We start from the raw sequence: 12,608 nt of genomic DNA, 5'->3' as shown, positions 1-12,608 counted from the left end.
GGCCACTCGACCGGCGTGCCGCTCGCGGCGGACAACCGCGATGCAGCATACTGCTCGAAACAGTGGCCAACAGCGCACCGGTATGCGCGATAGGCCGCAGCGAGCTAGGAGTGGCGCCGATGGCCCGGCACGAACGGCTGAGCACCCTGCTGGACCTGCTGGGGCAGCGGGAGAAGATCGACGTCGAGGACGTGGCCGAGGAGCTGAACGTCTCCGCCGCCACGATCCGGCGCGACCTCGATCACCTGGCGGAGCAGCAGCTGCTCACCCGCACCAGGGGTGGTGCGGTGGCCAACGACCTCGCCTACGACCTGCCGTTGCGGTACAAGACCGCCCGGCACGTGCCCGAGAAGCAGCGGATCAGCGTCGCCGCGGCGGCGCTCGTCGCGCAGGGCATGGTGGTCGGCCTCAACGGCGGGACGACGACGGCCGGCGTCGCGCGATCGCTGGCGACGCGGTCCGATCTGGCCGGTCTCCGTGATTCGCCGGGGCTGACCGTGGTCACCAACGCGCTGAACATCGCGCACGAACTCGCGGTCCGGCCGCATGTGAAGATCGTGGTCACCGGCGGGGTCGCGCGTCCGCAGTCGTTCGAGCTGAGCGGGCCGCTGGCGACTCGCGTGCTCAGCGAACTGACGATCGACCTGCTGTTCCTCGGGGTCGACGCGTTCGACGCCGACGCAGGGGCCTTCGCGCATCATGAGGGCGAAGCGAGTATCAACCGGCTGATGGTCGAGCGGGCGGAACGCGTCGTCGCGGTCGCCGACGGTTCGAAGCTGGGCCGTCGCGCGTTCGCGCGGATCTGCGCGACGCCGCAGGTGCACGCCCTGGTCACCGATTCCAACGCCGATCCGAAGGTGCTGCGGGCGTTCGAGGCCGCGGGCGTCGAGGTCCAAGCCGTCTGACCTCTACCAGGTGTACTGCGCCAGAAATTCGGTGTCTTGAGTTCTTCTGGTCTCAGGGTGGTGAAGGGGACTTTCACCGTATGTGACGCGGGTAAGCCGCCCTTCACCGCGTGGGATGAGGGCCTTGCTGTCCCTGTCTACAAGGGACACTCGTCGGGCGCCGAATGTCCGATTGGTGTCCATGTCTCCGATTTGGCGCGGCGTCGTGAGTGATATTGGTCGTTCTAACGCTCCTAATCACTCACGACCACCCAGCCTTCGTCTTGTGCACCGGCTCAGGCACACCATGGCCGGACTGACTGCGCAGGACGCTAGGCGTTGTTGTGACATAAGGATCTTCGGCCGACCCGACGAAAGTCGGCAGCACCGCTTCGGCGGATGACTTTGCGCGAACCGTGCGCTATACAGAGACCCTATTGCGTATTCATGCGCGAAAGGTGTCTCGAATGAGCAGAGTTGCGCAATCCCTGAGTTGTTTGGCCGCAGTGGCCCTTCTCGGGCTTTCCCCGGTCGCCGCCCACGCCGATCCGGCCGACGCGGCGTCCGGCAGGCTCGGCGATCTGACCGGGATCTCCGCCGAAGGCCCCACGGTCACGCTGAAGTCGGGAAGCGCCGCGGTGCGCGTCGGCTTCCCGGCCGAAGGCGCCGTCCGGGTCTGGCTGGCGCCGGACGGCACGTTCACCGACCCGGCGGGGAGCAAGATCGTCCTGCCGCGCACCGGCGGCCCGGTCACGCCCAAAACGGTCGACAAGGGCGGCTACTGGGCGGTTTCCACGGCCAAGGCGACGTTGCGGGCGTACAAACACCCGCTGCGGCTCGCGTTGTACGACGGCGCGGACCGCAAGCGGCTCTGGGAGGAGTCGGCGCCGCTGTCCTGGACCGGCAAGCAGACCACGCAAACCCTCGCCCGGACGGCGACCGAACAGTTCGTCGGCGGCGGCGAGCAGAACGGCCGCTTCAGCCACCGCGACCAGACGATCCGGATCTTCGCCGACTACAACTGGAACGACGGCGGTGCCCCGAATTCGCAGCCGTTCTACGCCTCCACGGCGGGATACGGCGTGCTGCGCAACACCTTCGCGCAAGGCACCTACGCCTTCACCGAGCCGGTGCGCACCACGCACGACGAGCGCCGCTTCGACGCGACGTACGTCGTCGGCGACGGGCTCAAGGACGTCATCACCGGCTACACCGATCTGGTGGGGAAGCCTTTCCTGCCACCGCTCTACGGGCTCGAACACGGCGACGCCGACTGCTACCTGCACAACGCCAACCGAGGTGAGCGGCACACGCTGGACGCGGTGAAGATCGCGGAGGGGTACACCGAGCACGGGATGCCCAACGGCTGGATGCTCGTGAACGACGGCTACGGCTGCGGATACGAGAACCTCCAGCAGACCGGCGAAGGCCTGCGCAAGAACAACATGCAGCTGGGCCTGTGGACCGAGAACGGCGTGCCGAACCAGGTCGAAGAGGTCAAGGCCGGCGTGCGGGTCCGCAAACTCGACGTCGCGTGGGTCGGCCCGGGCTACCAGTTCGCGCTGGACGCCTGCGACACCGCGCACAAGGGCATCGAGGACAACAGCGACGCGCGCGGCTTCGTCTGGACACCGGTCAGCTGGGCGGGCGCGCAGCGCTGCGGCGTGCTGTGGAGCGGCGACCAGGCCGGTTCCTACGACTACATCAAGTGGCAGATCCCGACCTACGCCGGCGCCACGACGTCGGGGATCGCGTACAACACCGGCGACATCGACGGCATCTTCGGCGGCAGCCCGCAGACCTATGTCCGCGACCTGCAGTGGAAGGCCTTCCTTCCGGTCTCGATGACGATGGACGGCTGGGCCGCGTCGGACAAGCAGCCGTGGCGGTACGGCGAGCCGTACACCTCGATCAACCGCAAGTACCTGCTGCTCAAGGAGCGGCTGCTGCCTTACACCTACAGCCATTCGGTGGAGGCGCACAAGACCGGCGTCGGCCAGGTCCGCCCGCTGGCACTCGAATACCCCGACGACCCGAACGTGTGGGGCGAGAAGGCGAAGTACGAGTTCCTCTCCGGCAAGGACTTCCTGGTCGCGCCGGTGTACGAGAACTCCACCGTCCGCAACGGCATCTACCTGCCGAAGGGCACCTGGGTCGACTACTGGAGCGGCAAGACCTACACCGGTCCGACCACTGTGGACGGTTACGACGCGCCGCTCGACACGTTGCCGCTCTTCGTCCGCGCCGGTGCCGTGGTGCCGATGTGGGCCGAAGGCACGAAGTCGTGGCAGACGCGGGACAAGGGCGTGCTCGATCTCGACGTCTACCCGCAGGGCAAGGGTTCGTTCACGCTCACCGAAGACGACGGCGTGACTCGCGCCTACAAGAACGGCGACCAGGCGAAGCAGACGTTCACCGTCGACGCGCCGACGTCCGGCCTGGGCACGGTGACGGTCGGGATCGGCGCCAGTTCCGGTTCCTACACCGGGAAGCCCGCGTCGCGGAACTACCAGCTGACAGTCCACACGGGAAGCAAGCCGGCGACGGTACTGGCGGGGAACTCGATCCTTCGGCAGTACGGCAGCAAGGCCGAGCTGGACGCGGCACCGTCGGGCTGGTGGTTCGATCCGGCCACCGGCGGGGTCGCGCGGGTCAAGACCGGCAAGATCGGCGCTGGTGAACGTCAGGACGTCCGGCTGTTCGGCACGAGTGCCGTCGGCGGGATCTTCCCCGAAGACCGCAACGGCTCGGTCACCCTGTCCGTCCCGGCGGTCGCCGGCCCCGGGCAGACCGCGACGGGCACGTTGAGCTTCACCAATGGCACGCCGTTGCCGGTCCGGGACGTCTCGTTCTCCTTGCCCGCCAACGGCTTCCGCGCCGAGGTACCCGCCGGTCCGCGACTGGTGATGCCCGGCAAGACCGTCCAGGTCCCGGTGAAGGTCACGCCGGACGCGGGGATCAAGCCGGACGACTACCAGCTCACCGCGTCGGCGTCGTACCAGGCGCGGCTCGGGGAGAACCGAGTCACCGACTCGGTGACGGTCACCGTCCCGCACGGTTCGCTGGCCGCGGCGTACGGCAACGTCGGCGTGACCGACACGGCCCATGTCGCGGTGGGGGACATCGACGGTGGCGGCAGCAGTTTCCGGGCGGAAGGGCTCGCTGAGGCGGGGCTCAAGCCTGGTACGGGCTTCTCCGCGCTCGGTGCGCAGCTGACGTGGCCGCAGACCGGTTCGGGACAGAAGGACAACGTGCTCGCGTCCGGTCAGACGATCGCGGTGCGGGGTACGGGCGCCAAGCTGGTGCTGGCGGGAACCGGTACCGGCACGGCGAAGGGCACGGTCGTCGTCCGCTACGCCGATGGCAGTACCAGCCAGGCCGAACTCGGGTTCCCCAACTGGTGCTGCGCCGATCCGGCCCAATACGGCGCGACCACGGTGGCGACCGTGCTGGGCAAGAACACCCGCACGGGGGCCGCGTACCCGACCACGCCGTACCGGGTGTTCGCGAACTCGGTCCCGCTGACTGCGGGCAAGGAGGTCGTCGCGGTGACCTTGCCGTCGAACACCGCGATGCACGTGTTCGCCGCCGGTATCGGCTGAGTCCTCGTGAGTGGTAAGGACGGCTAGAACCGTCCTTACCACTCACGAGTCAGGCCGCGACGGGCGTCCACAAAGCGTCGATGGCTCGTTCGGCCTCGGCCTGGCTGGCCTCGGCCAGCGGGATCAGCTCCGCCATCGCCGGATTGACCATCGCCATGGTCAGCTCGGCGGTGACGAACCGCGGTTCGAGGCCGGTCAGCGAGATGCCGTGCGGGATCCACGCCTGCGCGTGGTCCCAGCCCTCGCGTGGGGTGCCTTCTCCGTAGCCGCCGCCGCGTGCGGTCACGACGATGAAGTCTCGGCCCCTGAGCAGGCCTTCCCTGGTGTCCATGTTGACCGACAATCCCGGCGCGATCAGGTGGTCCACCCAGGCCTTGACCGTGCTCGGCGGGCCGAAGTTGTACAGCGGCAGGCCCAGCAGGATCGTGTCGGCCGCCTTCACCTCGTCGACGAGCTCCTTGATGAGCCGCCAGGCCGCGGCCTGCTCCGGGGTGTGCTGCTCCGGCGGTGTCGCCTTGGCCTCGTTGGCGGCCGCGCCCAGATGCGGCAACGGATCGGTGCCCAGGTCGCGGTAGGTGACGGTGCCGTCCGGATGCGCGGCGCGCCAGGCCGCGGCGGCACGCGCGGTGAGGCGGCGGCTGATCGAGTGCTCGCCCGTGATGCTCGAGTCGATGTGCAGCAGGTTCGTCATACCGACTATCTTGCACAGATAGTTTGTGTAACGCAAACCATTGGTGCTGTGGCGGTCATCATGAAGGAACGTACACTTGACCGGTGTCCGAGCTCCCGGTCGTGAACCAGCCCCCGCACCGTTGCGGCGCGCTGCTCGACCACGTCACCCGCCGCATCCGGTCGCGCAGCGAGACCGTGCTGGCCCCGCTCGGCCTGCGGCCGCGGCATCTCGTCGCGCTGACCGTGCTGCGTGACCTCGGCGGCTGTTCGCAGCAGGACCTCGCGAAAACGCTGGAGATGGACAGCACGAACGTCGTCGGGCTGCTGAACGACCTCGAGTCCGCGAACCTGATCGAACGCAGGCGGTCACCGCGGGACCGGCGGCGGCATATCGTCGAACTCACCGACGTCGGCGCCAAACAGCTCGTCAAAGCCGAGTTCGCCCTCGCCGGAGTCGAGGACGAGGTGCTCGGCGGGCTCGACAAGGACCAGCGCGAGACGCTGTACAGCCTGCTGTACCAGGCGGCGGGGCACGCCGAGCCCGCCGCCTGCCTCGGGGCCGCGCACACCGACGACTGCTAGGCCCCGAGGCCGAACAGGTCGTGGAGCTGTTTCGTGGCTTCGGCGCCGTACATGACGCTCCCGACCGGAACCTCGCTACCCACGGCTTCGATCACCCGCGCCGTCCACACGGGACCGAACGCGCCGCACAGCTCGATCAGCTGCGCCCCTTCGCCGACCAGCCGCCGGGCCGCGGCGACGACCTGGTCTACGCGGCCGACCCCGATCAGCACCGTCAGGCATTCCCCACTGTCCACACGGGACACATCCCGTGCCGGGTCGCAGCCGTCGGCCAAGTACACGAAACCCCACTGTCGCATGACGATCCTCCTCCGTTGTCGAACACCGTGAGGTAATCGCGAAACGAGAGTGCCGTCCACGAGGCGGATCCGGACGGCCGTTCGGCGGCACCGAACAGGAGAGGCCGGGCGGGCAGCGCGGAAACCCCTTTGTGGGCGCCGTCACACCAGCGCCGCGATCCGATCGGAGGACTCGTGCGCCGGATCCCATACGAGCGCGTGCCGGACGACAGGCGCCTCCCGCAGCGTCAGCCGTCGCAGACCTTCGGCCGGTTCTTCCTCGGGGCGCAAGGCGACGACGTCCCCGCCGTACCGCAATTCGCCGACGAACAACGACCGGCGCGGCGGCCCGGCGCGTACGTGAGCCGGCCGCCAGCCCGCCGCCGCGCAGTCCGCGAGCAGCGCGTCGTGATACCCCGGGGCGAGCTTCCGTTCGTACAGAAGGAGGTCCAGCCCGGCGAGGTCTTCCCAGCCCACGGTGTCCAGCCGGGCCAGCGGGTGGGTAGCCGCGACGAGCACACCCAGCGGCCTCTCGCTCACGACGGCCACCCGCAGGCCGTCCACCTCCTCCGGAAGAGCGAGCAGACCGGCGTCGAGCGCGCCGCGGCGGAGGAGTTCGAGCTGCCGTGCCGCGGAGAGGTCCTCGATCTCCACCGCTTCCGCGTACAGGGCTGGAAATACCGCCGCCGGGGCGCCCGGTGTCACGCCGACGCGGAGCGGCCGGCCGACGGTGTCGCGGACGGCCCGTGCGCCGAGTTCGGCCTCCTCCAGCATCCGGCGGGCGTGGGGGAGCAGCGCCAGCGCGGCGGCGGTCGGCGTCATCCCCGCCTGAGTGCGGACGAACAGCGTGGCGTCCAGCTCCCGTTCCAACGCGATGATCTGCTGGCTGAGCGACGACGACCGGATGCCGAGGCGCTCCGCGGCACGGGTGAGATGCCCTTCCTCCGCCACGGCGCACAGATATCGAAGACGTCGTAACTCCACAGCCGCAGATTAGCCCGGGACGGGGCAGAATCGACGGGGTGCGCATCGGAATCGTTGGGGCTCTCGCGACAGCCGCTCTCCTGCTCGCCGGGTGCTCCGCCGGGCAAGACCAGCCACCCGCCAAACCCGTCTACGATCTCCCCGCGCGAGAAGTCCGCCCGGACGAGACCGCGCTGCACCTGCCGCCCGCGCTCAACGGGGAGACCGAGTTCTCCCTCATCGGGCTGGCCGCCGGGCTGCACAGCCTCACCGGCAGTCACACCGAGTTCGAGGCGAAGGGGCAGTTCGTCCGGCTCCGGCTGGTGGTCACGGGCAAGGGGGTGTCCGGCATCCTCTTCGACACCCGGCGCCAGCAGCTGGTCACCGATTCCGGCGCGGTGATCGCGGTCGACAACCAGGCGATGACGATCAAACGGCAGCCGGACAAGTTCGAGCTGGGGCGCGGTGTGCGGGTCGAGTTCGACCTCTACTTCGACCTTCCCAAGGAGGCGAAACCCGCGGTGCTACGCGCTTTCGGCGGTCCGACGCTGACCGACATGAAGAACCTCAAGGGCACCGACATCAAGCTGGCATGAGAAAGGGCCCCGCCGCGGAAGCGACGGGGCCCTTCTCGAAAGGCGTCAGACGCCCAGGTCGCCACCGAGGTAGGCGGCCCGCACCTGCGGGTCGTCCAGCAGCTCGGCACCGCGGGCGCTCTTGACCACTTGACCGGTCTCCAGCACGTACGCGCGGTCGGAGAGCTTCAGCGCCTGCTGCGCGTTCTGCTCCACCAGCAGGACCGTGGTCCCGCGTTTGTTGATCTCGCGGATGATGTCGAAGATCTGCGCGATCAGCATCGGCGCCAGGCCCATGGACGGCTCGTCGAGCAGCAGCACCTTGGGCTTGGTCATCAGCGCGCGGCCGATGGCGATCATCTGCTGCTCGCCACCGGACATCGTGCCGCCGAACTGGGTCTTGCGTTCGTTCAGCCGCGGGAACAGCTCGTAGACCTCGTCGAGGTCGGCCTTCAGATCGTCCTTGCGGGTGTAGGCACCCATCAGGAGGTTCTCCTGCACCGTCATCCCGGGGAACACGCCCCGGCCTTCCGGTGACTGGCCGATCCCGAGCTCGACCCGTTTGTGGCCGGGCGTCTTCGAGATGTCCTTGCCGTCGAAGAGGATCCGGCCGCTGGTCAGCGGACGCAGGCCCGAGATCGTCTTCAGCGTCGTGGTCTTGCCTGCGCCGTTGGCCCCGATGAGCGAAACGATCTCACCCTCGCCGACCTCGATGCTCATTCCCTTGAGCGCGGCGATCTTCCCGTAGTGGACGTTGATGTCCTGAACCTCAAGAAGCATCTTCCGCCACCCCCAGGTAAGCCTCGATCACCTTCTGGTTGTTCTGCACCTCGTGGGGGAGCCCTTCTGCGATCTTCTGGCCGAAGTCGAGCACGGCCAGCCGGTCGGCGATCTGCATGACCAAGCCCATGTCGTGCTCGATGAGCAGCACGGTGCGGCCGTCGTCGCGGATCTTGCGGATCAGTTGCTGCAGCGAGTTCTTCTCCGCCGGGTTCATCCCGGCGGCGGGCTCGTCGAGCAGCAGCAGCTTCGGGTCGGTCGCGAGCGCACGCGCGATCTCCAGACGGCGCTGGTCGCCGTAGGAGAGGTTCTTCGCGGTGTTGTGCTCGACCCGGCCGATGCCGACGAAGTCCAGCAGATCCCTCGCCAGCTCGCGGCCCCGCTTCTCCTCCTTGCGGTGGATGGGCAGGCCCAGCGTCGCCGAGATCGCGCCGGTCTTGTGGTGCGAGTCCGCACCGACCATCACGTTCTCGAGCGCCGACATGTTGTGGAACAGCCGGATGTTCTGGAACGTCCGGGCGATCCCGTTCTGGTTGATCTTGAACCGCTTCATCCCGTCGATCCGGGTGTCGCCGAAGCGCACCTGGCCTTCGGTCGGCCGATAGACGCCGGTGATCACGTTGAAGACCGTGGTCTTGCCGGCACCGTTCGGGCCGATGAGAGCGAAGATCTCACCTTGGTCGATGGTGAGGTTGACTTCCTTCAAGGCCGTGACACCGCCGAAGCGCATCGTCACCTTGTCGAATTCGAGCAGCGCGCTCACTTCGTCACCTCCGCCGAAGCCTCGGAATCCGGACCCGCGACTTCGGCGCCCATGGCACCCATCCCGCCCGTTCCTTCTCGTAGTTCCGCCTTGCGCTGCCGCGACGGCAGCAGACCCTCCGGCCGCAGCGCCATCATCAGCACCAGCACACCACCGAAGATCAGGATGCGGTACTCGGACAGGAACCGGAACCGTTCCGGAAGCCAGGCGACCAGGAAAGCGCCGAGCATGACGCCGGGCAGGTTGCCCGCGCCACCGAGCACCACGGCCGCGAGGATGGTCGCGGACAGGATGAACGGGAAGTTGTTCGGCTCGATGAAGACGGCCTTGCTCGCGTAGACCACACCGGCCATACCGCCGAGCATGGCGCCGATGGCGAACGCCAGCAGCTTGAACTTGAACGTCGGGACACCCATCAGCTCGGCGGCGTCCTCGTCCTCGCGGATGGCCGCCCACGCCCGCCCGACGCGGCTCTTGTGCAGCCGCACCGAGAAGATGATCGCGATCACGATCGCCGCGAGGATCAGGTAGTAGTACGGCGCCGGGTCGAGCAGGAACTCGGTCCCGAAGATGGGCTCCGGGTGCGGGATGTTGGTGATACCGCGGGCGCCGCCGATGGAGTCGGTGTTCGTCGCGGTGATCCGGACGATCTCACCGAAGCCGAGGGTCACGATGGCCAGATAGTCGCCGCGCAACCGGAGTGTCGGAGCACCGAGGATCACCCCTGACATCGCCGCCAGGAAGATACCGAGCACGAGCGTGCCCCAGAATCCCCAGCCGTGCAGGGTGCCCATCACGGCGAGCGTGTACGCGCCGATCGCGAAGAACGCGACGAACCCGAGGTCCAGCATGCCCGCGTGGCCGACCACGATGTTCAGGCCGATCGCCAGCAGGATGTACACCCCGACCGGGAAGATCAGGACCGTGGTCCAGTCCGATTCCGGCGACATGAACGAACCGATCGCGGGCGCGGGCAGGATCAGCGCGCCGATGATCAGGGCGAGGTACACGCCATAACGTTGCCAATGCGGGGCGCGTGCCCACCAATCCCGCATGCCGTCCACGGGGTGAAAGCCGGCGCGCGTCGGCTTTCCGTTCTCTGGGGACTTCTCAGCCACTTCTTCGTTGCCCTTCATGCGCGTGCCCGCTGCAGCGATTCACCGAGGATGCCGGTGGGACGGAACATCAGGACCAGCACCAGTACCACGAAGGCGGTGACGTCCTTCCAAGCCGAACCGAAGAAGATGGAACTCCAGTTCTCCACCAAACCGAGCACGATGCCACCCAGCAGGGCGCCGCGCAGGTTGCCGATACCTCCCAGCACGGCCGCGGTGAACGCCTTGATGCCGAGGAGGAACCCGATGCGGTAGTCGGTGTTCTCGTACTCCATCACGTACAGCGCGGCGGCGACACCGGCCATCGCGCCGCCGAGCAGGAAGGTGAGGCGCACGATCTTGTCGATGCTGACGCCCATCAGCACGGCGGCTTCGGGATCCTGCGCCGTGGCGCGGATACCTCGGCCGATCCGGGTGCGGCTGACCAGCTGGTCGAGTACGACCATCATGATCACGGCACCGACGACGACGAACACGTGGTCCGTGCGCACCACACCGTTGCCGATGTGGAACAGCTCCTCGTGCGGGATGAAGCGCGGCGCGTTCTGTTGCACGCGGCCGGACTTGTCGGTGATCCACTCGATGATCTCGAGGCCGAACAGTTCCTGGAGGAACAGCGAGGCGCCGATGGCGGAGATCAGGGCGGCGAGCCGGGTCGCGCCCTTCTTGCGGAGCGGCCGGTAGGCCACTTGCTCCAGCAGGACCGCCGCACCACCGGATACGGCGGCCGAAGCGATGATGATCAACAGCAGTACGGCGATCATCCCGAACACGCCGAGCGTGATCGGGGCGGTGCCACCCGCGATGGTGATCAGGACGAACAGGGACGTGACCGTCCCGATCATGAAGATTTCGGAATGCGCGAAGTTGATGAGCCGGAGCACGCCGTAGACCATTGTGTAGCCGAGGGCGATGAGGGCGTAGATGCTTCCGGCGACCAGTCCGCCGATGGTGCTACCGAGGAACTGGGCTTGCAGGTCTTGAAGCATGACGTGGATGCCTTACGGGACGGGGCGAGGATTTCTTTCGCCACATTTGCGGGAAGCGGGGGTGCTGTGATCGCACAGCGCCCCCGCTTCCGTTAGGTGTTCCTATCTGCTCCGTCAGCCGTTGAGCTTGGCTTCGGTCGAGACGCCGAGGTTCTTCAGGACACCACCGGTGACCTGGTAGATGTTGATCGCTTCCGTCGACGGTTCGCCGTTCTCCTTGAACTTGATCTGCTTCGAGGCACCCTTGAAGTCGATCGTCTTGAGGGCCTCGTTGATCTTCTCCGAGGTGTTGGCGCCGGACTTGACCGCGTTGATGATGGCGGTCGCGGCGTCGTAGCCCTCGCTCGAGTAGATCGCCGGATCGACGTTGAACGCGGCCTTGTACTTGGTGCTGAACTCGTCGGTGGAGCCGGCGTCCGGGATGTTGCACGGGCAGCCGACGACGGCCTTCTCGGCGGCCGCGGCACCGGCACCGCTGATCAGCTGGGCGTCGAGCGAACCGTCACCGGTCGCGAAGGTGGCGGTCACGCCGCCGTCACGCAGCTGCTTGAGCAGACGGCCACCCTGGGCGTAGTAGCCACCGAAGAGGATGATGTCCGGGTTCGCGGCCTTGACCTTCTGGACGGTCGAGGAGTAGTCCGACGCGTCCTTGGCGAACTTGTCGCGCTCGCTCGGGACGTTCTTCTCCTTCAAGGTCTTCTCGAAGTTGTCGGCCAGGCCGACGCTGTATTCCTGGTCGTCCGAGATGATGTAGGCCTTCTTGGGCGACTTCGCCGTGATGAGGAAGTTGGCGATCGCCGGTCCCTGGCTGGCGTCGCTCGCGACGACACGGTGCCAGTACTTCCATCCGTTCGAGGAGAGGCCCGCGTTGGTCGCCGAGGGCGACACACTCGGGATCTTGTTCTGCTCCAGCTGACCGCCGATGGCCTTCGACTCACCGGAGAAGGCCGGGCCGATCAGCGCGGTGATCTTGTCCTGGCCGACGGCGGTCGCGATCAGCGACGTCGCCTGCTCGGGCTTGCCCTGGCTGTCGTATTCCTTGAGCTCCAGCTTGATCGCCGGGTTCGTCTTGTTGTACTCGTCGATAGCGAGCTTGGCGCCGTTGCGGGGCGGGATCACGATCCCGGAGTTCTCACCGGTGAGGTCACCCATGAACCCGATCTTCAGCGTGCTGCTGTCACCGCTGCCGGACGAGCTGCTGCCGCCTGCACAGCCCGCCAGCGCCAGCGACGCAGCCGCCGCGACGGCGAAAACCCGTCCAAAACGCACTCCTGACACCGACTACCTCCCATGACCAACCAGCCGCCGGTAGGCGTTGCCCCCGACACAGGGGCTAGGTTAGGGCAGGAAGATATCCCCATACGCCATGATCTGCCCAGACGCCCATCACTCTGTGTCCACATCG

12 protein-coding genes are annotated in these 12,608 nt (G+C 67.4%); 4 read left to right on the top strand and 8 right to left on the bottom strand.

The window, feature by feature from the left end; translation table 11 throughout:
* Window positions 1-119 precede the first annotated feature (119 nt).
* Together MJQ72_RS24355 and MJQ72_RS24350 are read left to right on the top strand one after the other, a co-directional pair.
* Window positions 120-905 (top strand): DeoR/GlpR family DNA-binding transcription regulator, encoded by a 786-nt coding sequence (locus tag MJQ72_RS24355; RefSeq protein ID WP_034316006.1) that lies wholly within the window; start codon window positions 120-122, stop codon window positions 903-905.
* Between the two features lie 446 nt (window positions 906-1,351).
* Window positions 1,352-4,486, top strand: a complete 3,135-nt coding sequence (locus MJQ72_RS24350) for a TIM-barrel domain-containing protein (RefSeq protein ID WP_240593256.1) — start codon at window positions 1,352-1,354, stop codon at window positions 4,484-4,486.
* A 49-nt stretch (window positions 4,487-4,535) separates the two neighbouring features.
* Here the strand turns inward: MJQ72_RS24350 and MJQ72_RS24345 are convergent, their stop codons facing one another.
* Window positions 4,536-5,177, bottom strand: coding sequence for an FMN-dependent NADH-azoreductase (locus tag MJQ72_RS24345; RefSeq protein WP_240593254.1), 642 nt, complete (start codon window positions 5,175-5,177; stop codon window positions 4,536-4,538).
* Window positions 5,178-5,260: 83 nt separating this feature from the next.
* Between MJQ72_RS24345 and MJQ72_RS24340 the strand changes: the two genes are divergently transcribed.
* Window positions 5,261-5,740 carry a MarR family winged helix-turn-helix transcriptional regulator gene (locus MJQ72_RS24340; protein ID WP_240593253.1) on the top strand — a complete coding sequence of 160 codons (480 nt, stop codon included), beginning with the start codon at window positions 5,261-5,263 and terminating at the stop codon, window positions 5,738-5,740.
* On the opposite strand, the gene MJQ72_RS24335 is transcribed toward MJQ72_RS24340, so the two are convergent.
* Both MJQ72_RS24335 and MJQ72_RS24330 read right to left on the bottom strand, forming a co-directional pair.
* Window positions 5,737-6,039: a DUF6506 family protein gene (locus MJQ72_RS24335; RefSeq protein WP_240593251.1), complete on the bottom strand. Its 303-nt coding sequence runs from the start codon at window positions 6,037-6,039 to the stop codon at window positions 5,737-5,739. The genes MJQ72_RS24340 and MJQ72_RS24335 overlap by 4 nt on opposite strands.
* Before the next feature lie 141 nt (window positions 6,040-6,180).
* On the bottom strand, window positions 6,181-7,002 hold the full coding sequence (locus tag MJQ72_RS24330; RefSeq protein ID WP_396426871.1) for a LysR family transcriptional regulator: 822 nt from the start codon (window positions 7,000-7,002) through the stop codon (window positions 6,181-6,183).
* Between the two features lie 44 nt (window positions 7,003-7,046).
* Here MJQ72_RS24330 and MJQ72_RS24325 point away from each other — a divergent pair, with 44 nt between their 5' ends.
* Window positions 7,047-7,577, top strand: a complete 531-nt coding sequence (locus MJQ72_RS24325) for a hypothetical protein (protein WP_396427003.1) — start codon at window positions 7,047-7,049, stop codon at window positions 7,575-7,577.
* Window positions 7,578-7,622: 45 nt separating this feature from the next.
* On the opposite strand, the gene MJQ72_RS24320 is transcribed toward MJQ72_RS24325, so the two are convergent.
* From MJQ72_RS24320 to MJQ72_RS24300, 5 genes are all read right to left on the bottom strand, one after another.
* Window positions 7,623-8,336 (bottom strand): ABC transporter ATP-binding protein, encoded by a 714-nt coding sequence (locus tag MJQ72_RS24320; protein WP_044851129.1) that lies wholly within the window; start codon window positions 8,334-8,336, stop codon window positions 7,623-7,625.
* Window positions 8,326-9,099: an ABC transporter ATP-binding protein gene (locus MJQ72_RS24315; RefSeq protein ID WP_240593246.1), complete on the bottom strand. Its 774-nt coding sequence runs from the start codon at window positions 9,097-9,099 to the stop codon at window positions 8,326-8,328. The genes MJQ72_RS24320 and MJQ72_RS24315 overlap by 11 nt, the downstream gene beginning before the upstream one ends.
* Window positions 9,096-10,235, bottom strand: coding sequence for an ABC transporter permease subunit (locus tag MJQ72_RS24310; RefSeq protein ID WP_315860744.1), 1,140 nt, complete (start codon window positions 10,233-10,235; stop codon window positions 9,096-9,098). Before MJQ72_RS24310 ends, MJQ72_RS24315 begins: the two co-directional genes overlap by 4 nt.
* On the bottom strand, window positions 10,232-11,203 hold the full coding sequence (locus MJQ72_RS24305) for a branched-chain amino acid ABC transporter permease (protein ID WP_034315979.1): 972 nt from the start codon (window positions 11,201-11,203) through the stop codon (window positions 10,232-10,234). Before MJQ72_RS24305 ends, MJQ72_RS24310 begins: the two co-directional genes overlap by 4 nt.
* Window positions 11,204-11,317: 114 nt before the next feature.
* Window positions 11,318-12,472: a branched-chain amino acid ABC transporter substrate-binding protein gene (locus tag MJQ72_RS24300; RefSeq protein WP_240593243.1), complete on the bottom strand. Its 1,155-nt coding sequence runs from the start codon at window positions 12,470-12,472 to the stop codon at window positions 11,318-11,320.
* Window positions 12,473-12,608 lie beyond the last annotated feature (136 nt).

This window comes from Amycolatopsis sp. EV170708-02-1, from assembly GCF_022479115.1.
Taxonomy (GTDB): Bacteria; Actinomycetota; Actinomycetes; order Mycobacteriales; family Pseudonocardiaceae; genus Amycolatopsis.
The sequence above is the reverse complement of the archived record's forward strand: the minus strand, read 5'-3'. Positions and strand labels throughout refer to the sequence as shown.

Bases quoted from the DNA above. Each gene is read 5' to 3' on its own strand.
- MJQ72_RS24355 (WP_034316006.1), top strand. From the start codon at position 120: ATGGCCCGGCACGAACGGCTGAGCACCCTGCTGGACCTGCTGGGGCAG.
- MJQ72_RS24350 (WP_240593256.1), top strand. From the start codon at position 1,352: ATGAGCAGAGTTGCGCAATCCCTGAGTTGTTTGGCCGCAGTGGCCCTT.
- MJQ72_RS24345 (WP_240593254.1), bottom strand. From the start codon at position 5,177: ATGACGAACCTGCTGCACATCGACTCGAGCATCACGGGCGAGCACTCG.
- MJQ72_RS24335 (WP_240593251.1), bottom strand. From the start codon at position 6,039: ATGCGACAGTGGGGTTTCGTGTACTTGGCCGACGGCTGCGACCCGGCA.
- MJQ72_RS24320 (WP_044851129.1), bottom strand. From the start codon at position 8,336: ATGCTTCTTGAGGTTCAGGACATCAACGTCCACTACGGGAAGATCGCC.
- MJQ72_RS24310 (WP_315860744.1), bottom strand. From the start codon at position 10,235: ATGAAGGGCAACGAAGAAGTGGCTGAGAAGTCCCCAGAGAACGGAAAG.
- MJQ72_RS24305 (WP_034315979.1), bottom strand. From the start codon at position 11,203: ATGCTTCAAGACCTGCAAGCCCAGTTCCTCGGTAGCACCATCGGCGGA.